The organism is Gammaproteobacteria bacterium (assembly GCA_009838035.1).
Lineage (GTDB): Bacteria > Pseudomonadota > Gammaproteobacteria > Steroidobacterales > Foliamicaceae > Foliamicus.
Map to the genome: position 1 here is coordinate 143,359 of VXSK01000003.1, position 22,428 is coordinate 165,786.

Consider the following 22,428-nt stretch of genomic DNA (forward strand, 5'->3'; position numbering starts at 1 on the left):
AGTTGCGACTCGCCCCAGCGAGTAGGGTGGCTACGCGGCGGCGGCGAAGGTCGTGCCCCTGGCGTAGCGCGGCACTTCATCGTGGACCCAGCCCTTGGGATCCTTTTTGCGCACGGGCGAGGGGATCGCCCGATAGTGGCCGGCAGCCAGGGCCTCGGCCCAGGCCTTGCGATCGATTTGCCAGCCGCGTTCGCGCATCCGGGCCATCAGGTTCCAGTAGAGCCGAATTTCGGAGTCCTCGTCATAGGTGTACAGGCCGTTGGGGTCGGGGCCCACGGGCGCAATGCGAGGTTGCTGCGCCTCGGCGATCGCCTTGTCCTGGCGCGCCTGCATCAGATTACGCTTCAGGTGCTCCTCGTCGAGCTCGGGCTGCAGCATGAAGTTGCGGAAGAAAATGTAGTGCATGGCCGTCGTTTGCTCGTCGATCGGCGTCGAAAACTCGTAAAACACGTTGTGCATGCCGCTGCCGACGCCGCCGATTTCAACCTTGCCGTAAAGGCTGATCCCCGCGACGCGGAATTTCATGCGCGACTCGACTTTCTTCGCTTCGTCGCCGTCGCGCAGTTTTTCCCACTCCCCGCCTTTGCGCGGACCTGACGTCGACGGGTAATACACCAGGTCGAAACCGTCGTCATGCTCCGTCAGTTCAAACGGCGGCGGCGAATCGGGATTGTCCTGGTTCTGGAACTTGATGCCATGAACGATGGGCAAATGGACGAGATCGAGATTCGAAAATTTCGCCCAGTGATAGTTGGTTTCCCAAATCTCGCTGTGCGTGGTAGTGGACCGGAAACCGTCGTCATCAATTTCGGGCATGTCGATGATCGGCGCCGCGTTTTCGGGTTCGTCGCCGAGAAACGTCCAGATAAAGCCATACTTTTCTTCCGTGGGATAAGCGTCGATCTTGACGCCCGGCGCCACGTCCTGCGGATCCTCATCCCGGCGCGAGGCGATCTGCGTGCACTTGCCCTCGCCGTTGAAGGACCAGGCGTGATACGGACAGGCGATGGATCCGTCGTCCTTGCATTTGCCGTGCGCCAGGCTACCGCCCCGATGAGGGCAGACATTGCTGAGACAGACCGCCTTGCCGCCCGGCTCGCGGTAAAGAACAAAGTCGCAGCCGAGCATGCGTACCTTCAGGGGTTTGTCCTGAAGATCTTCGCTTCGCGCAGCGACGTACCAGACATTTGTGAACACGGGCCCCTGCCTCCTCTTTCGGAAGTGCGTCTCACCAATGGTATCAATCGCTGATATAAATTCGCCACATGCGAACATCCGTGTTCATGACAATCGGAAAAGTCGCCGTTGTTGCGGCCTGCGGCGCATTGACGGGCGCTCAACCCGCCCTGGTGAGCGCTCAATCCGCCGTAACGGCCGCTGAAACCACGGAGGAGATTCTTGTTCGGCGGTTCAATACGCAGGGGCAAACGAGCGGGCCTGGCGGCTACAAGTGGTATGAGCCGACGGAAGCGATTGCCGGGGCGCACGACGGTTTCTTAGAGGTCGCCGCGCCGGAGGAGCGCACGATCCCGGAAGACTCGCTGGCCGACGCCCGCGACTACGCCCGGCGCAACCGGTCCGAGAGTCTGCTCGTCTGGCATCGCGGCGCGCTGCAATCGGCCGATTACTGGATGGGCCTTAAACCGTCCGACGTGGTCAATTCGCGCAGCATGCACAAGATGGCCGGCGGCCTGCTCATCGCCCGCGCCATTGCCGACGGCCACATCCACTCACTGGACGACTCCGTCGCCGAGTACATTCCGCGCTGGCGCGGTACGGACAAGGAACCCATGACTATCCGCAACGTGTTGCAGATGTCGAGCGGGCTGCGCTGGTTCGCCATCCGCGACGAGCCCGTTACCGGACTCAGCTCGCGGCGCTATCTCAGCCCGTACTGGGAAGAGGTCCTGCTCGAAGAGGTCCCGATGTCGTTCACGCCGGGAACGGAATATGACTACAGCGACATGACCGCCGACATCATGCCCCACATCATCGAGGGGGCCACCGGCAAGCGCTATGCGGAGTATTTCTCCGAAGCACTGCTCAAACCCCTGGGTGCGCCTGGCGGATTCATCTGGGTCAACCGCGAAGGCGGCATGCCGCACGGGGGCTGCTGCCTGATGCTGCCGCCGGAAACGTGGCTGCGTTTCGGCTTGTTCGCCATGAACGGCGGCTCCCGGGACGGCCAGCAACTGCTCCCCGAATACTGGAAGACGGAAATGCTGACGCCCTCGCGCAATAACGAGCACTTCGGCCTGATGATCTGGCTCGGCAGCCCTTACGTGGAACGCCGGCTCTATCACCGCCCGGACTCGTGGCTCAACGACGTGCCCAAGCCGGGCGTCTATCACTCGGAGCCCTTCCTCGCCGATGATCTGTTCATGTTCGACGGTTCCGAAGGCCGGTCGGTCACGATCGTGCCGTCCGAGCAGCTGGTCATTGTGCGCACGGGCTTCCGGCCGCTGCCCGACCAGCCGGAATGGGACAACGCTTTTCTGCCCAACACGATCCTCCGCGGGATCAGGCGCGCCGCGGGCGGGACAGCCCCATGACCCGGCGGATCATCACCGGCGTTGCCGTCCTGATCGCGGTCGCCGTCGCTGTCGACTGGACCTTCTGGTACCGCTTCGCGACCATCCGCGATCAAACGTCCGTCAGTATTCCGGGCTGGATCAGCCCGACGGCCAAGGTTGAGGGGGACTTCCGCGAAGAAATCGCCAGCATCGACCCGGCCGACCGGGTCCTGTCTGCGGGCGCGATTGTCGAACTCGTGGACTATGCGGAGCAGGTGGACTCGTTTTCGCTCATCGTCCACCACGGCGAAGCGATCCAGTTCGAAACCTACTGGCGGGGATTCGGCCCCGACGACGTAACCGAAACCCTGTCCATGGCGAAATCGGTGCTGGGTCTGACGTTCGGCTTCGCGGTGGACGACGGATCCATCGGGTCAATAAACGATCCGGTGACTGAATACATTTCCGAGTGGAAAGGAACGGATAAGGAACGCCTGACCATTCGCCATGTGCTGCAGATGGCGAGCGGACTGGAACACTTCCCGTTTGATTACAGTATTTTACAAAATCCTTTTAACAAATCACTTCGGCTGTTCATCGGCCGCAGCATGGAAAGCGCCATTCTCCGTTTCGAACTCACGGCGGCGCCGGGATCGGAATTCAACTACAACAGCGCCAACACCCAGTTGCTCATGCTGATTCTTGAGCGCGCGACGGGCCGCGCGTATGCCGACTACCTTTCGGAAAAACTCTGGCGGCCGCTGGGCGCCAAACCAGCCACGCTATGGATGGACCGCGACGGCGGCATGCCCAAGGCCTACGCGTTCTTCCAGGCCCGCCCTCGGGATTGGCTGCGTCTCGGCCTGGCCATCAAGAATGACGGAGTTGTCGACGGACGGCAGGTCATTCCCGCGGAATGGCTCGACGCAATGTTCGCGCCGTCGCTCAACAATCCCAAGTACGGCCTGCAGGCATGGATCGGCTCGCCGCACGTGACCGAACGGTTCTACAACCGGAACACACCGTTCGGCGTGAAGCAGGCGGAACCGTTTCCGGCGGATGACGTCGTGTTCTTCGACGGCGGCGGCGGGCAGCGGGTCTATGTCATTCCGTCCGCCGATCTCGTGATCGTGCGAACCGGCATGGCCGCGCCGGACTGGGACGACGGGGTGATTCCCAATATCATCCTGCGCGATCTCGGCTACGGACAAGGCCCGTCATGAAAGGACCGGACATTGGAATCGTCGGCGCCGGCCTGGGCGGCATGACCGCCGCCGTTGCGCTGCAGCAGCGCGGTTTCAAGGTCACCGTCTATGAACAGGCGCCGGAACTGGGCGAAATCGGTGCCGGCATCACAGTGGGCCCCAACATCAGCGTGGTGCTCGCCGGCCTCGGCCTGGAAGACGCAGCGGCATCCTTCGCCGACGGTTCCACGACATTCGGCGCGCTTCACTACAAGACCGGCGAGCCGATATGGTTTTCGGAGCGGAGTATCGAGGAGGCAATCAGGACCCGGGGCGCACTGACCCGGCACATGCACCGGGCGGACCTGCACAAGGTCCTGGAAGACGCGTTCGACAAGGAGGGCGACGCCCTTCGCCTCGGACACTCGCTCACCGACATCGGGCAGGACGACAGCGGCGTGACCCTGCACTTCGCCAACGGCGCGACGGACCGGCGCGACATCGTCATTGCCTGCGACGGTCTCAAGTCCGTCGTGCGCGACAAGCTGTTTCCCACCGAACCACCCCGATACACCGGCTATATGGCATGGCGCGGCGTCGTCGATGCTTCCGATGTGCCGGGAGTCACCCACGTGCCCCACTTTGCCTCCTATCCGGCCGAAGGCAGCATGTTCTCGCGTTATCCCCTGCGCCGGGGCACTCAGATCAACTGGGTGGCCAACGCCTACCGGCCCGACGACATCGGCGAGGAGAACTGGTACGCGCAGACCGGCATCGACGAAGTCCTCGAGGTATTCAGGGACTGGCATGAAGACGTAGTACGCATCATCAAGGCGTCCCCAGGCGGGAAGTGCCTGCGCTGGGCGCTCTCAAGCCGCCAGCCGCTCGACGGCTGGATCGCCGGACGCGTCACCCTGCTGGGCGACGCCGCCCATCCCATGACGCCCTTCTACGGCATGGGCGCGGGCATGGCCTTCGAGGACGGCGCGATCCTCGCCCGCTGCTTCGAAGCGGAGGCGGGAGACTGGCGGGCGGCCTTCGAGCGCTACGAGCGGGCCCGCCTCGCCCGCACCACCCGATTCCACGTGCAATCGCTCAAGCGCGGCAGCATCTACATGAGCTCGGACCCGACGGACCGGGCCAAGCCGCCCACCACCGGCATGGAAGCCGAGTTCGACTACAACGCCATGACGGTGGACATCTAGCGTCCAAATTGCCGTTCCGGCACGGTCATCTCAAACACCACATTCAACTATCACTCGTGCAGTCCAGTTTTTCGGGCCTGGCGGGAAAACCGAAAGCTTCAACATCATGAACAGAAGAATTCTTCTTATGCGTTATTTCAAGCCTTAACTCTAAGGTTGGTGAAATAATCACTCTTGCAGCGTATCTCTTGTAGTTCAATAGCCAATCTTTCCCAGCTTCACTAGCGTTTTCAAAGTCCGTTTGCGGAGTAGGAACATCTGCGCTGTAGTTGACTTCACATTTTGCACTCTTGATCTGGAGAGGGTATTTCAGAAATTCATACAATTTGAAATCATTGCTGGTTTCCTTTGAATTCAGACGAAAAGACAAATCCCCTGAACTTATTTCCAAATCGTGTCCTGACTGATTGAGAAATTGCACATCAGGCCATGACATGCACCCCGCAGCAAATAAAAAAAGCAAACATACAGGTATTTTTTTCATGCTCCGGGCCTGATCTTCATCCAGAACCGGTCGACCCGAATCCAAGGAAAAACCTGCATAAGGCTGCACTTGAAACCGAACAGACCTGATATTGCCATTGAAGGTCCGCCAGCTCTTCCTCAAGTTTCGCCTGAACTGAGGCAAAAATATCACACGAGGCTGTGGGGTGTAACTCGATGACAAAGCGGCATTGCATCGAAGCCGGCCTAATCTTGTGTGCGTTGCCGCCTGCTGTGACTTGGGGCCCGGGAGACGCTGCAAGGCCAGCTACACTTGGTGCCGGCTGGCCACAGGAGGAGAACATGCCTGTCGGCGACCTGCAGCAGGAAATGGAAGCGTTCTTCGCGGAATATGAAGGGCGGTGGAACGATCAGGATGACTTTTCATCGCTCATTGAAATGTGGGATACGGATCAGCCTCCCTATTACCGGGCTATGGAAAAGCCGGACGTTTTCACGACATGGGAAGAACTGAACGGATACTGGTCACCCAAGCGAAAGCGGGAGTTGATCGTTGCCCTCTGGTACGGCTTCAGAAACATACGCCCCAAGATGGCCGGGGACAACGTGGCGGTCGTCTTCTTCGATGCCGAATGGGACATCAAGGCGCGGATCGGTCCGGCGGCCAGCGGAACGGATCCGGGAGTCGCCGTTCTCAACCGCACGGCCGACGGCTGGAAGATGAACACATATATCGAAGCCTGCACCCACCCGGCGACGTACAAGAGCGTCTTCGCCGACAGGGAAGACAAGGTCCGGCCGGCGTTTCGACGGCTGATCGAGAGCATTTGCGAGTCCGACTGCCGTAATTGCCGGATCCCGTGCCGCGGCGATGCGAGGAAGTCAGCATGAGCAATGCACCCCGCGTGGCGCTCGTAACCGGCTGCAGCCGTTCTCGGGGGTTGGGCCTGGAAGTCTGCAGGCAACTTGCCGAGCAAGGCATAACAGTCTTCCTGACGGCGCGGGATCCGTCCAGGGCACGGGCATTGGCCGAAGAGCTTCGGGGCCGGGGCCTGGACGTCCACGATCATCGGCTCGACATATCGAGCGATGAAGGCGTCCGGGCCATTGCCCGTCTTATCGAGGAGCGCCATGGCCGGCTGGACATTCTTGTCAACAATGCGACCGGCTCCACGCCGGATGCACCTCCCGCTTCGGCCGTCGATCTGGAGTCCGCGCAGCGTGTCGTTGATGTCACGCTCTTCGGAACCTGGCGGCTGATCCAGGCGACCCTTCCCCTGCTTCGCAAGAGTAATGCAGGCCGCATCGTCAACGTGTCCAGCAGTGCGGGATTGCACGGCGATCCGGTGTGGGGGCTGAACAGCAAGATACCCGTGGACCCGTCGTACGGCATTGCCAAGGCGGCGCTGAACGCACTGACGGCAAAACTCGCCACGGAACTTCGAGAGACAAGCATCAAGGTCAACGCGGTCTGTCCTGGGTTTACCGCGACTTCTCCGCGCCTGGCGGCCCGCGGAGGCCGTCCCGTTCCCGAAGGAGCCGAGGGAGTCGTCTGGGCCGCGACGCTGGGCGAAGACGGGCCGAGCGGCGGTTTTTATCGGGATCGCGAACTTCAGGCCTGGTGACATCCGCGGAGCACTCTAGGTGACGACCAGAGAAGCCGGTTACGCGCGCCTTGGCCCTCTGGTCCTGGAGAGGGACGTCAGCAGGCGAAACGCGCTGACCATCCTGTTTGCCGGCTTCTGGACGATCGGCTTTGTGACGTTTCTGAACTTCATGAATCCGTACGTCTTTGCCCTGCTGGGAATTCCGGAAGAAGAGCAAGGCTCGCTGGCCGGCCTGCTCGTGTCGCTGCAGGAAATCACGCAGATCGCAATCTGCGGCCTCATCGGCGCCTGGTCCGACCGCGCCGGCCGTCGTCCGATCTATGTTGGTGCGATGGTCTTGCTTGCAGTGGGGTTTGCGGCTTACCCGTTGGCTTCAAGCGAAGCGCAGTTGATCGGACTTCGCATCGTCTATGCGATCGGGGCCACGGCCTGCACTGTGATGATGTCCACTTGCCAGGGCGAATACATCACCGACAAGTGCCGCGGCCGCTGGATAGGAGTCGTGGCGATCATCAACGCTCTGGGCGTGGTCGTAATGATTGCGGTCTTCTCGAAGCTTCCGGCGTTCTTCGGGCAGGCGGGGCTGAGCGATGTCAATGCGCTGCGCGCCAGTTTCTGGGTCTGCTCGATCGCGGCTCTCCTGCTGGGAATCGTCCTTCATTTCGGCCTGCAGGCCCCCAATCGGGGAGCGACGGGTTCGACGCCGAACCTGTTCCGTCAGACGGTGATGGGCGTGACCCTGGTGAAACGAGAGCCCCTGCTGGGCCTGAGTTATCTGACAGCCTTCGCTTCGAAGGGCGACCTGGTGATTGTCACGACGTTCTTGTCCCTCTGGGTTACGCAGGCAGGCATCGCCGCCGGCATGTCGCCGGCCGAAGCCGTCGCGCGGGCGGGCATGATTTTTGCTTTCGTTGCAGGCTGCGGCCTGTTCTGGCCGGTCATCGTGGGAACGATGCTCGATCGGGTTCCGCGCCTGGTCGGGATCGGAATCTCGTTTGCAATCGCAAGCGTGGGCTACGTCAGTGTGGCGCTGGTCGACGATCCGCTGGGACCGATGATGTGGGCCGCGGCTTTCCTGGTTGGGATTGGCCAGGCCAGCGCCATCGTAAGCGCCGGGGTTCTGATCGGTCAGGTAGCGCCCGAGGGCAACAAGGGCACGGTTTTCGGCACCTATGGCGTTGCCGGTTCCGCCGGCATCGTAACCCTCACCTTTGTCGGCGGCCTGTTGTTCGATGCCTACGGGGCCGGCAGCCCCTTTGTCCTGATGAGCGCCGTAAATGCGCTGGTGGTGGTCGCTATCTGGCTTCTGTTCCGCTGGCAAAGACAAACCGCATAAAGCAGATTCTGAGAAGCCCGCTCAGTCCTGCTCGCCGACGGCGCAGGTACCGCACAAGCCCTTGACCTCAACAACCGCGTTGTCCGGCCGGAATCCGTGCTCGTCCGCGATCCGGGACAGCAACGCCTCCAGCCCACTCGACTCCACCTCGTCCACGTGGCCACAGGAGGAGCAAAGCAGAAACTGGCTCTCGTGGGCATGGTCGGGATGGTCGCACGGCAAGTAGGTCTGGGCGGATTGCAGCCGGTGGACCAGGCCGGTCCGGATCAGGAAGTCCAGGTGCCGGTAGACGGTCAGAGGTGCGATCTTGCGTTCCTGCCGCTTCTCCAGCAGCCCGATGAGTTCGTAGGCTGAAACCGCCCGTCGCCGGGCCAGCATTTCCGCATAGACGGCCAATCGGGCCGGGGTCAGCCGCTCGCCCTTCTCCGCGCAGCGCCCTTCGGCGAGCTTTCGCCATTTCGCCGCAAGCGGCGCCGCTCTCGCCGGTTGTTTACCCACTTCTCCATTGTCGCACATAGTGCCAAAGATGCGCCAAACCCAGTAGCACGGCGCCAGTGACGGTGATCGGTTGCTCGTACGGCTCCAGCGCCTCGATGAACGCGGCCAGCAGCAACAACCCGAGGCCAGTCAGCGCCGCACCAACGAACAGCCTGTTGCCGGCCACCGGCGGTGTCTTCCAGATCACCCGGAGGCTCACGGGAATCGCGGCGACAACCAGTAACCGATGCACAAGCTCGTTCTCCGCAGCCTGGGCGGCCACCGGCATCAGCGCCGCGAGTACGGGCAATGCGACACAGTGGAGAAGGCACAGCGTGGAGAGCCCAACCGCGCAGAGATCCAGGCGCGCTGACTGACCCCGCCGGACCCCTTTTGCGTCGACGACTGATTGCACAACGGGTTTCATTTCTTCCGCCATGAAACATTTTCCTTCCGAAAAAGAGATATGTTATATTGTAACATTCTTTGATCGCGATGGACCTTGGCGCCGAGCCTCGCATGTCGCTTGCCTGTTCGTTTATTGGGAGAAGGACAATGAACCGGAAACTACTGTCTTTGCTGGCGGCAGCACCATTGCTGGCGACAGCCGCGCTCGCGCAAGAAGCTCCCGCAACGGATGATTCGGGGGCCATCGAGGAGATCGTCGTCCTGGCCCACCCGCTCTCGCGCGAAGGACTCGCGCAGGCAGCCGACGTAATGGAAGCCGACGAGCTCGATCGCAAGGCGGTGGACAACATCGGCGCGACCGTCGGCAACGAGCCGGGCATCCACAACAGTTCCTACGGCGTGGGCGCCGGGCGACCCGTCATCCACGGCATGGGCGGCGCGCGCGTGCGCGTCATGGAGGATCGCATCGACACGCTCGACGTTTCCGTGAGCAGCGGCGACCACGCGGTCACGGTGGACCCCTTCGTCGCGGAGCGCGTTGAAGTCCTGAAGGGCTCGTCCACCCTGCTCTACGGATCCGGCGCCATCGGCGGCGTGGTCGATGTCCAGACGGGCCGCATTCCGCAGGCGGTGCCGGAGCGCATCAGCGGCGCCATCGACCTGCGCGGCTCCGACAACGGCAGCGGCAGGAACGGTTCCTTCCGGCTTGACGGCGGCGCCGGCAACATCGCCTGGCACCTCGACGCCTTCGCCCGTGAGTCGGACGACTACGACATCCCCGGATTCGCCGAGTCCGCGGCCCTGCGCGCACAGGAGGAAGAGGAGCACGAGCACGAAGAGGAAGGGCACCACGACGAGGAACATGAACACGAACACGAACACGAGGACGAAGACCACGACGAAGACGAGCACCATGAAGAGGAAGAAGCCTACGGGCTTCTGCCGGGCAGCGGTCTTGACGTCCAGGGCGGTTCCGTCGGCTTGTCCTTCGTCGGCGACCGCGGCTTCGTCGGCCTTGCCGTCAGCAATCTCGATTCCGAGTACGGCATCCCCGGCCATAGCCATGCCCACCATGACCACGGGCACGACGAACACGACCACGAAGAGATGGGCCACCACGAGGACGAAGACCACCACGAGGAAGAGGAACACCATGAAGATGAGGGCGAGGCCACTCCTATCGTCGACCTCAAGCAGACGCGCATTGACCTCAAGGCTGGCCTGGCCGACCCGTTCGGCGGCTTCGAGAGCCTCAACTTCCGGCTCGGCATCAATGACTACGAACACGCGGAGAACGAAGCCGGCGAGGTGGGCACGGTCTTCTCGAACCAGGCCTGGGAAGCGCGCGGGGAGCTGACGCACGACCCGGTCGGCGGCTGGCGCGGCGCACTCGGTGTCCAGCTCGGCAACCGTGAGTTCTCCGTGGTCGGCGAAGAAGCCTTCACGCCCCCCGTGGACACATCGTCCCTCGGCCTGTTCTGGGTCGGCGAGCGCCCGCTCGGCAGACTCGGAATCGAGGCCGGCCTGCGCTACGACCGGGTCGAGCACGACCCCGCGCACGGCAGCAGCCGCGATTTCAGCGGCGGCAGCGCTTCGCTGGGCCTCATCGTGCCGCTCGGCAACGGTTGGGAGGGCACGTTGCTGGCCGACTACTCTTCCCGGGCTCCGGTGGGCGAGGAATTATTTTCCGACAGCCCGCACCCGGGCACGGGCGTTTTCGAGATCGGGGATCCCGGGCTCGACCATGAGCAGGCCCGCAACCTGGCGGCCACCCTAACCGGCCGTGGCGACCGCTGGTCCGTGCGCGGGACCTTCTACTACACCGACTTCGTGGACTTCATCTACCAGGCCGCTACGAATGAGGAGCGGGAAGGGTTCGACGTGCGCAGGTACTCCCAGGCCGACGCGACCTTCGCCGGCTTCGAGGTGGAAGGCCGGCTGACCGTGGCCGATTGGGGCGCCGGGCGTCTCGACCTGGGCGTTTTCTACGACATGGTCACACCGGAACTCGACATCTCCGGCAACGACAACCTGCCGCTCATACCGCCCGACCGGGTCGGCGTATCCCTGGAGTTCACGAGCGACCGCCTGCGGGCCAACGTGGACTACGTGCGGGCGTCGGATCAGGACGATATCTCCGAGTTCGAGTTGCCGACGGACGGCTACAACGACCTGCGCGCGCGCGTGTCCTGGCGTTTCCGCCCTGCCGACACGACGGTGGACCTGTACCTTGCCGGGCGCAACCTCACCGACGACGAACAGCGACTGCACACGTCCGTCGTCAAGGACCTTGCGCCCCAGCCGGGACGCACGGTCGAAGCGGGACTGCGCATGCTCTTCTAGCGCTCGTCGTATACTCGGCATCGTGCTTGAACGGTGCCGGGAGGGCCTCCCGACACCAGGCTGTGGGGGGTAAGTTGACGACAAACCGGTTCTTCGTCGCAGCCGGTCTCATTGTGCTGGCGTTGCCGCAAGCTGTGATGGGACAGGGAGCGAATCAACCCGTCATCGAAGAGATTCTCGTTACGGCGACCAAGCGCGAGGCGTCGATTCAGGACGTTCCTATTGCCGTATCGGCGTACTCCGGAGAAGAGCTCGCCGGCCGGGGCGTTACGGACCTGTACGGGCTGCAGGAGGTGTCGCCTTCCGTCGCGGTCTACAACTCGAACAGCACCTCCAACGGGGGCACGCTGCGCATACGCGGCGTGGGCACGACGGGGAACAACCCGGGCCTGGAAGCGGCGGTCGGCACGTTCATCGACGGCATCTATCGCTCGCGCGCCGGGCTCGCCTTCGACGACCTTGTGGATATCGACCGGGTGGAGGTCCTGCGCGGGCCGCAGGGCACGCTGTTCGGGAAGAACACGATCGCCGGCGCGGTGAACATCATCACGCGCAAACCGGCATTCGAGGACAGCGCCGACGTCACGCTGGGGCTCGGGAACCTGAATTCCCGCGAGGCAGCCTTCGTCGGCAACGCCGTGCTGGCGGACGAGGTCCTGGCCGGACGCCTGAGCATTGCCTATCGCAAGCGCGACGGCGGCTATGAGGACATCGATTCCGGCGATACCTACGACCACCGCAACCGCCGCTACGTGAGAAGCCAGCTCCTCTGGACCCCGAACGACGCCCTCGAGATACGCGTCATCGGCGACTACACCCGCAAGGACGAGTCCTGCTGTCCGGCGTCGTTCTGGATCGCGGGCCCCACCAGCGCGATCATTGCCGGGCTCGGAGGCGATATCACTCCATTCGCACACGACCAGGACGCCCGCGTGGGCGTGAACTACCCGCCCTTCGAAGATGTAACGAACCGCGGGCTGTCTCTGGACGTGTCCTGGCAGCCCTCAGCCGGCATGACCTTCCGGTCGATCACGGCCTACCTGGATTTTGAGATCTCGCGCGGCCAGGACACCGACTTCACCAACGCCGACATCCTGCACCCGCAGGATACCGAAGAGGAGTTCGAAAACTGGTCCCAGGAGTTTCAGCTGTACGGTGAAACGGACGCCTTTTCGTGGCTGGCCGGCGCCTATATCTACACGGAGGACATGGAGTCCACCGAGCAGATCGTCCTGTCACACCACGGCGGCGCCTATGTGGGCGCGCTGTTCGGCAACCCGGCCATCGCGCCGCTGTTCATGGGCGATCCGGCGGGCCGGGGCGTTCCCGGACAGGGCTTCGACGCGCTGTATTTCTCCCAGGCGGAGGGGTGGTCCCTGTTCACGCACAATACCTGGCACGCGAGCGCGGCGCTGGACCTGACCCTGGGCCTGCGTTACTCGACGGAAGAAAAGGACGCCGGCGCGATCATCAACGGCGCCCCTTTCGGGGAGTTCGTCAACGACCCCTTCTGCGCGGCGTTCGGGAGCGTTCCGACGTTCTTTTCGCTTTGCGACAACCTGAGCTACAACAACCGGGCGGACGAGAGCAAGGTCACCGGCACGCTGAAGGCGTCCTGGCGGCTCGGCGACGACGTCAACAGCTATGCCGGTTTCAGCCGGGGCTACAAGGCCGGGGGCTTCAATCTCAACCAGGAGGCCGTGGGATTCCGCGATGCCAGCGGCAACTTCGTCGACCAGAGCCGTTTCGGGCCGGAAACGTCGGATTCCTGGGAACTGGGCATGAAAGCACGGTTGCTCGACGGCAGGCTGACCGTCAACGGCGCCGTGTTCCACACCACCTTCGAGGGCTTCCAGCTCAACACCTACACGGGACTCGGCTTTACCGTCGGCAACGTGAAGGACGTCATCACCAAAGGCGTGGAACTGGAGTCCTCCCTCGTGCTCGGCGGCGGGCTGTTGCTTACCGCGGGCGCCACGTATGCGGACGCGCGTTACGGTGACGACCTGGTCCCCGCCAATGCCCACCTTGAAGGCAAGCGGCTGACGCAATCGCCGCTGTGGCAGGGCAGCGCGTCGATCTTCGTTGACCGGGAGATTCCCGGGACCGACTGGCGCTGGTGGTCCAATCTGAACTGGTCGCACGTCGGCCAAGTCAATACCGGCTCCGATCTCGATCCGGAGAAGGTGCGCGGCGCATTCAACCTTTACAACGCCAACGTAGGAATCGGGACAGCGGATGGCCGCTACGAGCTGCTCCTCTGGGGCAGAAACCTTGCCGACAAGCGCACGAACGCGCTGGTGTTCGACTCCGTATTCCAGCCCGGAAGCTGGCACACCTGGGTGAACGCGCCGCGTGCGTTCGGATTCACGCTGAAGGCCCGGCTACGCTAGGCGCCGATCTGCTCCTGCAGTCACCTAGTTGAAGAGAAACCGGACGCCGGCCTCAATGCCATGCGTCTGAAATCCCCCGGTCAGATTCTTGATCTCAATGTCGTCGCTTCGCAGGTAGCGGTAGCCGACGAAGGCCTGCATATTCCTGCCGGCTCTTATCTGTGCACCGACCAGAAACTGGTAGGCCAGCACCGAGTCATCGCCGGTATCGTCGCCTTCAATACCGAGTGGAGCAAAGCGATGGATCAGCGTGCCCTCATGTCGTACGAGACCGACGCCGCCCCCGATAAAGGGTCGTACCGGACCTGAGGAAAAGGGCTTGCGGAGATTCACCATCAGCGTCTCCGTATCCCAATTGCCCGTTCCGCTGAATCCTGGCGGCACGGACTGGCCGTTGACTCGTACTCCACGCAGCGCGGTGATATCGAAATCGCGCCAGGTTGCCTCTACTTCAACCTGCAAGTCCCAGGCCACGGTGCGCCCAACGGCAATACCGAATCCCGCCTCATCCGACAGCACGATGTCGCCCGCGAGCGTGCCGAAGTTTCCGGTCGGAGTACTAGCCGAAGACGCGTCGGGCATATCGCGAATTCCAACTATGGAACCGTACCACCGGCTGCTGTTCTCCTGGGCTGCTGCCTGGGAGGCCATCAGGACAGCCCCGATCAGGCCGATGACCCGGCAACCATGAGTCATGCAATTTCCCATTCTCATTTTTTCCTTCAATTGCCCGGATTCGGTTTACGGACGCCCCCGGCCAGTGAGAGAACCAGCCGCACGAGCTCCGACTGGCGCCCGAGTCCGTGCTTGGCGTAGATGTGTTTGATGTGGTAGCGGACCGTGCTTTCCTTGCGATCCATCGCGGCAGCGATCTCGCTCACTCGAAATCCCTCGGCCAGCATCACCGCCACGCGGCTCTCCGTCGGGGTAAGTCCCAGAACGGCCGCAGCCAGGTCCGGGTCGATCCCGACTCCCCGCGTCGGTTCGGCGAGCAGCACGAGCGCCGCCACCGGCCATCCCCGAAACCACGCCTCCCGCTCAGGCAATGGATTCACATGCAGTAAAAGCGGAGGCTTCAGCACCGAGCGCCTGATCGTCAGCGAGCCGCCCTGTCCCGCATCTCCGAACGGCGGCAGGGCGCGCGCCAGCACCGCCTGGAGCGCGTCATCTTCCGCCTGGGCGCGCGCGAACAAAAACCCGTTGGTGTCGTACAAGCGGTCGGCCGCGTTCAGCAGGGTCCGAGCCCGGTCGTTGGCCGCGACGATCCGCCCGCGCACGTCGAGTTGGATGACGCCCACGCCGGTAACGTCGAGGAGCTGGATCAATTTGGCGCCCAGGGCGCCGGCGCTGGCCAGTGTTTGCCCAACGTTCACGGTCTGGCGGATATGCGGACGGAGCCACCCGACCCATTCGAGCCGCCCGGACGACCAACCCTCCCGGTCCATCGGGTCATTGATTTGCCAAAGGACGCGCGAAGCGCCCGGCCCCTTGAGGCGAACGCTGATCGCGTTCCCGGCATGGGCGCGGGTCCGCAGCAAATGGTACCCCAGGGAGGATTTCATCTCCTCCTCGGAATAAATCTCGGTGATGTGAATCGCCCGGTCGAACGGGAGATGCCGATAGCGGGATACCGATTGGTCCGCGGGAAAACCGGTCTCCAGCCACAGGCGCTCCAGGTCCGGGCGCCGCTTTCCGTGAAGGCAGGTCCGCATGAAGTAGAACTGAAAGTCCTCCTGCGAATCCCCCTCGCCGCACGCCAGGGTGCTGCCGTGCACGCCCAGGGACGCTTCAATAAGCGCTGCAGCGCGGGACCATTGCGCCGGTTCGAGCGCCGCCTCGTGCAACGCGGCGAGTATCCGCCCGAATGCGTCCCTTTCGCTCATGGGCGCGCTTTCACGTGCCGACGCCCAAACCTGAAGTGCACAGTGCGAGCAATCCGTATCAACCCCGATATGCGATAGTAATTCGGCTCCGCGATCAGGAATATCCCCAATGTTGGGGATAAACGGTTTTCTGCACCTATTGGTGTCCCCTGTTAACGGGTAATTCCGGCTAGTATTCGATCTGCCGCGCGCCGGCCGGCGCCAAGGGGGAGAACATGCCTGTCGGATACCGTAAATTCCTGCTGTTCGCACTGGCCCTGATCGGGTCGTGGATTGCGGGCCTGACCGTGCCGCCGACCTGGATGGTGGAGCGGGTCGCTCTCGATGCCCGGGCGGACGAATCGGGTCAGCTCTTCTACCAGGTGCAGGGCGACTCCGTTCCGTTCAATCCCGTTCCGATGGCGCAGGCGCAACTCAATCCCGAGCGGGTTACGGGCTCCAGGGTGGAGCCGCCGGTACGGGAGGAATACGTGTCCGCGGTGGAATCGGATGACGGCGAGGTCCGAACCGTCTATTACCGGCTCTCCGCCGTTTTCCACTTCGGCTGGATATCGCTGCTCCCGGCGCTGGTGGCGGTCCTGCTGTGCTGGGTGACCCGGGAGCCCATCACCGCGCTGCTGGGCGGCGTGGTCTCCGGTGCGCTGATCCTGGGCCGGTACGATCTGACCGGCGAGGTGCTGATCCCGTCGTTCGCCACGACCAATTCAGCCAGCATTCTGGTGCTCTATCTGTGGCTGCTCGGCGGGCTGATGGGCGTATGGTCTCGCACCGGCGCGGCCCAGGCCTTCGCCGAATTCGTCACGGCGCGGTTCGTGCGCGGGCCGCGCTCCGCCAAGCTCGTGGCCTGGTTGCTGGGCGTGGTCTTCTTCCAGGGAGGCACCGTGAGCACGGTGCTGGTGGGAACGACGGTGAAGCCCATCGCGGACCAGGAACGCGTCAGCCACGAGGAGCTGGCCTATATCGTCGATTCCACGGCTTCGCCCATCGCCTCGCAACTCGCCTTCAACGCCTGGCCGGGTTACGTGCAAGCCTTCATCTTCGTTTCCGGCGTGAGCTTCCTGGCCACCGAGTCGGACCGCATCGCCTTCTTCTTCCAGAGCGTGCCTTTCTGTTTCTACGCGATATTCGCGGTCCTGGGCACTTTCCTGCTCAGCGTGGAAAAGCCGCTGTTCCTGGGCCGGCAGCTCAAGGAAGCCATGGTGCGGTCTCGCGAGACCGGCGCGCTTGATGCGCCGGATGCCGCGCCGCTGGCCGCAAAGGAGTTGCAGGGCAGCAACGTGCCGGAAGGCTACAAACCGCACATCCTGGAATTCTTCCTGCCGCTGGGGACGCTGATCGCGCTGGCGGTGGGGACGTTCATCGCTTTCGGATCGCCCAACGTGCACTGGGCATTCGGCGCGGCGCTCCTGCTGGCGGCGGGGATGGCGCTGGCCAAGGGCATGTCGCTCAAGGACCTGATGACCGGATTTCAGGACGGAATCAAGGGCGTGCTGATCGGGTCGGTTATCCTGCTGCTGGCGATCACCATCGGCGGAATCAGCCGGGAAACCGGCGGCGGCCACTTTCTGGTCGAGCAACTCGGTTCCGCCATTCCGTATTTCCTGCTGCCCGTGCTGCTGCAGTTGCTGACCATCGTGATCGCGTTCTCCACCGGCACGAGCTGGGGAACCTATGCGGTGGCGTTTCCGCTGGCCATGCCGCTGGCCTGGGCGGTGGCGACCGGCCAGGGGCTCGCGCACCCGGAACTGTTCATGACGCTGTGTTTCGCCGCGGTCATGGACGGCAGCGTGTACGGCGACCAGTGCTCGCCCATATCGGACACCACGGTGCTCAGTTCCGTCTGTACGGGATGCGACCTGATGGACCACGTGAAGACGCAGATCCCGCAGGCATCCATCGCCGCCGGCCTCGCCGCCATCTGCTGGACCGGCGTCGCCTTCCTGACCGCCTGAGGCCCCCTACCCGGTCAAGGCGACGCTCTGCCTAGAAACGGATGCGTTGCGTTTCCTGCTCGAGCCTGCTGACGACGCTCATTGCCGCAATTGCCGAACTCTTCGGATTGTCGGGCAGTGCGTTGCCCCGGATCTCGAACGAGAATTGGCCGAAATCGCCTTCAGCCACGATCTCGTGGATGTTCTGGTCCACGTTCGGGTCGGCGATCAGCTTTACCTTCGTCTTGTCGAATCCGGCGCCGGCGAGCGCCACGGCGGCAGCCACGTTGGCGTTCTCAGGGTATTGCGTAGCCGCGGCACGCGCAGTGCCTTCGAAATGGACCTGCGCGTCGCCGGCGAGACTGTCCAGATCGAGTTTCTCGTCGGCGGGCGAGCCCTTCCAGGCCTTCGGTGGCTTGCGGCCGGTGTAGGTGACGGACCGCAGGTTGCCGACGCGCGCTGCCCGCAGGCAATCGAGCGCAGCGATCGCGCCGCTGACGAGGTAAAGCCTCGCATTGCCTTCCGCGGCGGCCCGGTCCAGGTCGCTGTAGAGCCCTGCATCCGCCAGCGCACCTACCGATACCGTCGTAAGGTCGAAACTGCGGCGCAGTATTTCGGGGCCGTGGATCTTCAGCGCATTGTGGCCCCCGCAGTCGATCATGTGGTCGATGTCGTCGGGCAGGTCCGCTGCGGACGAGACGCACACACAGTCGGGGAACTCGCCGGCGGTCTCCTCTACATTTTCCGGAAGAACAAGAAGCGCACGGATTGCGAATCCCCTGCGTTGCAGCTCGTCCCGCACGTAGCCGCCAATCGCTCCTGTGCCGATGATTCCAATCTGCATGTTTTCCTCCGTCTTGGGAACAGGACGCCTCGGATCAGGATCTCGACACGGCGTTACGGCCCGCGGAACGGCCGGAAATCATTGCTTCCGTCAGATATGTGCCGTTCTGGTACAGGTCGGAAATCATGGAGCCCAGCTGCCCGGCCTCATACAGTCCCGGTATGGGTTCGCCGGCGCGGTTCAGCACTTCGCCCCTGGGCGTGCGCTTTGCCCCGGCGGACGTGCATACAAGGCCCGGCTTGAGTTCGATCGCGTAATACGGAGGCGCTACGAGAGGCTCAAGCGTTGAAGGGTCCCTGTTGAAGAGGGGATCGGTCTTGTCGGCGCAGGTGGCGTTGTATTCGGCAACCGTCTTCACCAGCCGATCAGGGTCCCGATCCAGCTTGACCGCAAGTTCCGCGATCGAGTCGGCCCGGGTGATCCAGCCTTTCTCCACTTCCCTGCTGTTGTCTTCGCTCCAGTCGTACTTCTCTACCGCCATGTTCCAGGTCATCCACTTCATGCCCAGGCAATTGTTCCTGCGGACGCTCTCGTCGAAGATCATGTGCACGGGCATGACCCAGGCATGCAGGGTGTCGACGTAGTGGCCGTGCTGCTTCCACTTGTAGTGCGTGCGGTTGAACGGATAGGTTTCGTCGCCGAAGCGCCGGTCGTCGGCAGCCACTTCGATCCAGCTGTAGCTGACGTAGTCGAAAGCGCGCATGAACGCGGTTTCGTATTCGGGCACCTTGAAAGCAAGATGAAAACCGCCGGAATTCATGCGATTGCGCAAATGCCAGAGATCAGCGCCCGCGCGCTGCAGCATGTGGATGCCGTCGCCGGTGTTGTACGGGCTACCGAAGGTAGGAACGTCCGTCCACCCCGCGTAATTCCGCTTCATGTCCTCGTCGTGTTCATACCCTCCGCAGGCCATGACGACGCCGCCGCGGGCCTTTACGGCGAGTTGCCGGCCGCCGCGCTCGACGACCACGCCGAAGACCTCGACGCCGGCCCGGTCCTGCACCAGGTCCACCGCGGGGCTCTCGTACCAGATCGTGACCGGGCGCCTGTCGATATTCTTCCTGAACGCCTCCCATAGCCCTCCCGGCCGGGGCAGGATGGTCGCTTGGTCCCTGACCGCCTCCCTGGCGCCCAGATCGGCGAATTCATAGATGGGCTCGGAGACAAGATATTTCTGATTGGCTTCCCTGGCGCGCTCTTCGATCCAGGGGTGGAGCTCCATCAGTTCGCTGGCCCAGAACTCCAGCAAGTCCTCCGGAACCGGGTTCGAATAGCTCAGATTGCGCTGATACTGCTTCATGGCTTCCTTGTCTTTCGGAATGACCAGACCCTGGCCTGAAGCCCGGGAGTTTCCCCCGGCGTGCTCCTCCGGCGCCTTCTCCAGTATCAGAATCCTGGCGTCAGGCCGGGCGTCCAGCGCCTCGATCGCGGCGGAACAGGCAGCGATGCCGAATCCGACAATAACAACGTCGTATTCCTCGGACATCTGGAGCAATCCAGTCCAGGCGGGACGCCTAGACTTTCTCCGGCGTTCGCTTCTGCGGATATTCCGTCCACAGGTTCAAGCGCCCTTCCCACGGCGCCCCGGAACCGAAGATGGTGGGATGAGCCGCCTCGACCAGTTTCCGGTCCGAGATCGAAATCGCATCCCGGTTCGGGAGCTTGATGCCGTTGGTGTTCCAGATGAGAAAGCCGGGTTGCTGCCCCATGAGCAGCCAGGGCCACCAGATCAGGGACATATTCAGCGAATAGGTGGCCGACGCGTTGGCTACGGACGGATCGGCGAGTTCGCGCACCAGTCCGTTGCTGGTCGTCTTTTCCGAGTACAGGAGGTCCGGACCGGAGTATTCGAGCGGCCAGTTTTCCGGATCGAGCGGATGCTTGAGATACACGCCGGCGGAATACCGCGAGGTCCAGACCCGTTCGCCGGCCTGCGACCACTCCATTGCGAACGGGTTGTCCGGGCCGTATCGGGAAAGCAGGGAACCGTCGTCGAGCAGGAAACTCGGCCCCTGATCCGTCCAGATCGTCTGACCGCGCCCTTCCCGTTGATGAAAAGGACGCACCGTGCGGCCGTTGAGCGGATTGACGAACGACTCGAGCGGTTCGGTTTCTCCCTGCCCGTGATAGACGGTGGCTTCCCATATGCTGATGAGACGCCCTTCCGGCACAACCTCGACCTCACGGCGAATGATGGTGGTGCTGTCGACAAGCCGAACCGGAGCACGCTCGGGAACCACCGCTTCCAGCGTGCCTTTGTATATGTGGAAGATGGTGTCGTCCTCAAGGCTGGCCAGGATCTTGATGAACGCACGGACATGGGACTCGGTCGTCGGAAACTCCAGCTGCGGAGGCGGTGACGCAGCGCCTGCGCGGTCGGGAACGAAAAACGAAGTGGCGGCAGCGCCGGCGGTTGCGAGCGCGGTTCGGCGGGTCAATAGGGTCATGGGCTTCCTCTCAACTGGGCTTCGGTGACGCGCGGCATCGGGCCGCAGGCCGGAACGTTTCCGGACACGACGGGGCCTTCATTTGCCCGCTTGCAGATCCAGTGGTCGATCTGCGGTTTTATCGTGGGGTCATCGATGATAAAGGTCTTGTTAAGGCAGCGCTCGGCGCCGATGCAGGCCACGATCTGCTCGTTCAGATCGACGCGCAGCACGCCGCCGAACCGGGTCAGGTCCGTCGTCATGTACGACGTGCCGCTTCGCTTGTCGGCGTCGGGATGAAATGGGTTGGATGGAATCAGTACGCCGACGCGGATGATCGTGTAGGGCACGCCGGAATCCCGAAGAATGTGCTCGGACTGGTTCATATCCTGGGAAAGCTCATACAGCGGTGGGCTGAGCGGGCAGTCCTCCCTTGGGTTTTCGCCGCAACCGCCGCCGATGCTGATGAATTGTTTTATGCCCATGCGCTTGGCCCAGGGGACGAAGTTTTCGTACATCTGGGTATAGCTAGCCTCGGTACCGGGCCAGACCTGCACGGTCTCGAACATCACGTCGAACTGCTTGCCTTCGAGGGCGGCAGCCACTTCATCCGCCTTCATGGCGTCGCCGACCACGTAATCGACGGGCAAGCCTTCCAGCTTGGATCGGTCGGTGGTGGCCCGCACAAACGCCGTGACATGATCACCCCGCTCGATCAGCATCCTCGCAACCGCCGACCCCGCATGCCCCGCCCCGCCGATGATCAACACCCGCTGCTGCGCCGTCGCCGCAGTCGATGTGAGCACAACCAGCGCCGCAGCAACACGTAGCGAATGTGTCAACGGAAATCTCAGCATGGCTCGAATTATGGGGAGGAGATCAGGGCCAACGTTACCGTCGCTCCGCAGTCAATTTCTCTAACTCGCCCATTCAAGTCGCAGCGTCTTCTTCTCCGCAACACAGTCGCGCAGGTACAGGTTGATCAGGCTCTGATACGGAATGCCGCTTTGCCCGGCAAGTGAGCGAAAGTAATCGATCGTGTCTTCATCCAATCGAATCGTCAGTTGTTTCTTCGGTTTCCGAAGGTACGGGTTCTTGACCGATTTTGAAAAGTCGTATGATTTTTTCATTGCAAAAAGTCCGAGTATTGTTTTCTTTCCGATGGATGCGCTTTGCGCGCAGAAATGATCCGGATCAGATCGTCTCCCCCGCGATAGCAATGTACTACCACCAGCAATCTAAGCCGAACGCTGAGTCCGAGCAGCACAAACCGGTCCTCGTCGTCTGAGTGTTCGGGGTCGGGGATGACTCGCGCATTTTCATCGAGAAACGCAGACATGGCCTCTTCGAAAGTTATGCCGTGTTTCCGATTGTTTTCCGACGCCTTGCGCTTGTCCCATTCGAACCTCGGATCACTCATACCCGCATTGTAAC

21 protein-coding genes are annotated in these 22,428 nt (G+C 62.6%); 9 read left to right on the forward strand and 12 right to left on the reverse strand.

What is annotated here, in order from left to right:
* Window positions 1-30 precede the first annotated feature (30 nt).
* The gene (locus F4Y72_03270; protein ID MXZ27308.1) at window positions 31-1,275 is read right to left on the reverse strand and encodes an aromatic ring-hydroxylating dioxygenase subunit alpha; all 1,245 of its coding nucleotides are present in this window, start codon (window positions 1,273-1,275) and stop codon (window positions 31-33) included.
* Here F4Y72_03270 and F4Y72_03275 point away from each other — a divergent pair.
* The 3 genes from F4Y72_03275 to F4Y72_03285 are packed head-to-tail and all read left to right on the forward strand — an operon-like array spanning window position 1,266 to window position 4,902.
* Window positions 1,266-2,552 (forward strand): serine hydrolase, encoded by a 1,287-nt coding sequence (locus tag F4Y72_03275; GenBank protein ID MXZ27309.1) that lies wholly within the window; start codon window positions 1,266-1,268, stop codon window positions 2,550-2,552. The two genes, F4Y72_03270 and F4Y72_03275, sit on opposite strands and share 10 nt — an antisense overlap.
* Window positions 2,480-3,736 (forward strand): serine hydrolase, encoded by a 1,257-nt coding sequence (locus F4Y72_03280; GenBank protein ID MXZ27310.1) that lies wholly within the window; start codon window positions 2,480-2,482, stop codon window positions 3,734-3,736. The genes F4Y72_03275 and F4Y72_03280 overlap by 73 nt, the downstream gene beginning before the upstream one ends.
* Window positions 3,733-4,902 (forward strand): NAD(P)-binding protein, encoded by a 1,170-nt coding sequence (locus F4Y72_03285; GenBank protein ID MXZ27311.1) that lies wholly within the window; start codon window positions 3,733-3,735, stop codon window positions 4,900-4,902. The genes F4Y72_03280 and F4Y72_03285 overlap by 4 nt, the downstream gene beginning before the upstream one ends.
* Before the next feature lie 43 nt (window positions 4,903-4,945).
* On the opposite strand, the gene F4Y72_03290 is transcribed toward F4Y72_03285, so the two are convergent.
* The gene (locus F4Y72_03290; GenBank protein MXZ27312.1) at window positions 4,946-5,386 is read right to left on the reverse strand and encodes a hypothetical protein; all 441 of its coding nucleotides are present in this window, start codon (window positions 5,384-5,386) and stop codon (window positions 4,946-4,948) included.
* Window positions 5,387-5,688: 302 nt separating this feature from the next.
* Between F4Y72_03290 and F4Y72_03295 the strand changes: the two genes are divergently transcribed.
* The 3 genes from F4Y72_03295 to F4Y72_03305 are packed head-to-tail and all read left to right on the forward strand — an operon-like array spanning window position 5,689 to window position 8,289.
* Window positions 5,689-6,237: a hypothetical protein gene (locus F4Y72_03295; GenBank protein ID MXZ27313.1), complete on the forward strand. Its 549-nt coding sequence runs from the start codon at window positions 5,689-5,691 to the stop codon at window positions 6,235-6,237.
* Window positions 6,234-6,971, forward strand: coding sequence for an SDR family NAD(P)-dependent oxidoreductase (locus tag F4Y72_03300; protein ID MXZ27314.1), 738 nt, complete (start codon window positions 6,234-6,236; stop codon window positions 6,969-6,971). The genes F4Y72_03295 and F4Y72_03300 overlap by 4 nt, the downstream gene beginning before the upstream one ends.
* 19 nt (window positions 6,972-6,990) lie before the next feature.
* Entirely contained in the window at window positions 6,991-8,289 is a 1,299-nt protein-coding gene (locus F4Y72_03305) for an MFS transporter (GenBank protein MXZ27315.1), read from the forward strand.
* 21 nt (window positions 8,290-8,310) lie between these two features.
* Here F4Y72_03305 and F4Y72_03310 read toward each other — a convergent pair whose 3' ends face one another.
* Both F4Y72_03310 and F4Y72_03315 read right to left on the reverse strand, forming a co-directional pair.
* On the reverse strand, window positions 8,311-8,805 hold the full coding sequence (locus F4Y72_03310; protein ID MXZ27316.1) for a hypothetical protein: 495 nt from the start codon (window positions 8,803-8,805) through the stop codon (window positions 8,311-8,313).
* Window positions 8,780-9,205 carry a MerC domain-containing protein gene (locus tag F4Y72_03315; GenBank protein ID MXZ27317.1) on the reverse strand — a complete coding sequence of 142 codons (426 nt, stop codon included), beginning with the start codon at window positions 9,203-9,205 and terminating at the stop codon, window positions 8,780-8,782. The genes F4Y72_03310 and F4Y72_03315 overlap by 26 nt, the downstream gene beginning before the upstream one ends.
* A gap of 116 nt (window positions 9,206-9,321) precedes the next feature.
* Between F4Y72_03315 and F4Y72_03320 the strand changes: the two genes are divergently transcribed.
* Both F4Y72_03320 and F4Y72_03325 read left to right on the forward strand, forming a co-directional pair.
* The gene (locus F4Y72_03320; protein ID MXZ27318.1) at window positions 9,322-11,517 is read left to right on the forward strand and encodes a TonB-dependent receptor; all 2,196 of its coding nucleotides are present in this window, start codon (window positions 9,322-9,324) and stop codon (window positions 11,515-11,517) included.
* Window positions 11,518-11,591: 74 nt separating this feature from the next.
* On the forward strand, window positions 11,592-13,910 hold the full coding sequence (locus F4Y72_03325; protein ID MXZ27319.1) for a TonB-dependent receptor: 2,319 nt from the start codon (window positions 11,592-11,594) through the stop codon (window positions 13,908-13,910).
* Between the two features lie 24 nt (window positions 13,911-13,934).
* Here F4Y72_03325 and F4Y72_03330 read toward each other — a convergent pair whose 3' ends face one another.
* Together F4Y72_03330 and F4Y72_03335 are read right to left on the reverse strand one after the other, a co-directional pair.
* Window positions 13,935-14,624: a porin family protein gene (locus tag F4Y72_03330; GenBank protein ID MXZ27320.1), complete on the reverse strand. Its 690-nt coding sequence runs from the start codon at window positions 14,622-14,624 to the stop codon at window positions 13,935-13,937.
* A gap of 8 nt (window positions 14,625-14,632) precedes the next feature.
* Window positions 14,633-15,793 carry a helix-turn-helix transcriptional regulator gene (locus F4Y72_03335; GenBank protein ID MXZ27321.1) on the reverse strand — a complete coding sequence of 387 codons (1,161 nt, stop codon included), beginning with the start codon at window positions 15,791-15,793 and terminating at the stop codon, window positions 14,633-14,635.
* Window positions 15,794-16,008: 215 nt separating this feature from the next.
* Here F4Y72_03335 and F4Y72_03340 point away from each other — a divergent pair, with 215 nt between their 5' ends.
* Window positions 16,009-17,745, forward strand: a complete 1,737-nt coding sequence (locus tag F4Y72_03340; GenBank protein MXZ27322.1) for a sodium:proton antiporter — start codon at window positions 16,009-16,011, stop codon at window positions 17,743-17,745.
* Window positions 17,746-17,776: 31 nt separating this feature from the next.
* On the opposite strand, the gene F4Y72_03345 is transcribed toward F4Y72_03340, so the two are convergent.
* Genes F4Y72_03345 through F4Y72_03370 form a run of 6 tightly spaced genes read right to left on the reverse strand, consistent with a single transcriptional unit; the run spans window position 17,777 to window position 22,414 of the window.
* On the reverse strand, window positions 17,777-18,568 hold the full coding sequence (locus F4Y72_03345) for an aspartate dehydrogenase (GenBank protein ID MXZ27323.1): 792 nt from the start codon (window positions 18,566-18,568) through the stop codon (window positions 17,777-17,779).
* A 34-nt stretch (window positions 18,569-18,602) separates the two neighbouring features.
* Entirely contained in the window at window positions 18,603-20,054 is a 1,452-nt protein-coding gene (locus F4Y72_03350; protein MXZ27324.1) for an FAD-binding protein, read from the reverse strand.
* Between the two features lie 28 nt (window positions 20,055-20,082).
* Window positions 20,083-21,015, reverse strand: coding sequence for a DUF1838 domain-containing protein (locus F4Y72_03355; GenBank protein MXZ27325.1), 933 nt, complete (start codon window positions 21,013-21,015; stop codon window positions 20,083-20,085).
* Window positions 21,012-21,851, reverse strand: coding sequence for an NAD(P)H-binding protein (locus tag F4Y72_03360; protein ID MXZ27326.1), 840 nt, complete (start codon window positions 21,849-21,851; stop codon window positions 21,012-21,014). Before F4Y72_03360 ends, F4Y72_03355 begins: the two co-directional genes overlap by 4 nt.
* Before the next feature lie 60 nt (window positions 21,852-21,911).
* Window positions 21,912-22,124: a BrnA antitoxin family protein gene (locus F4Y72_03365; GenBank protein ID MXZ27327.1), complete on the reverse strand. Its 213-nt coding sequence runs from the start codon at window positions 22,122-22,124 to the stop codon at window positions 21,912-21,914.
* Window positions 22,121-22,414, reverse strand: coding sequence for a BrnT family toxin (locus F4Y72_03370; GenBank protein MXZ27328.1), 294 nt, complete (start codon window positions 22,412-22,414; stop codon window positions 22,121-22,123). Before F4Y72_03370 ends, F4Y72_03365 begins: the two co-directional genes overlap by 4 nt.
* Window positions 22,415-22,428: the final 14 nt, after the last annotated feature.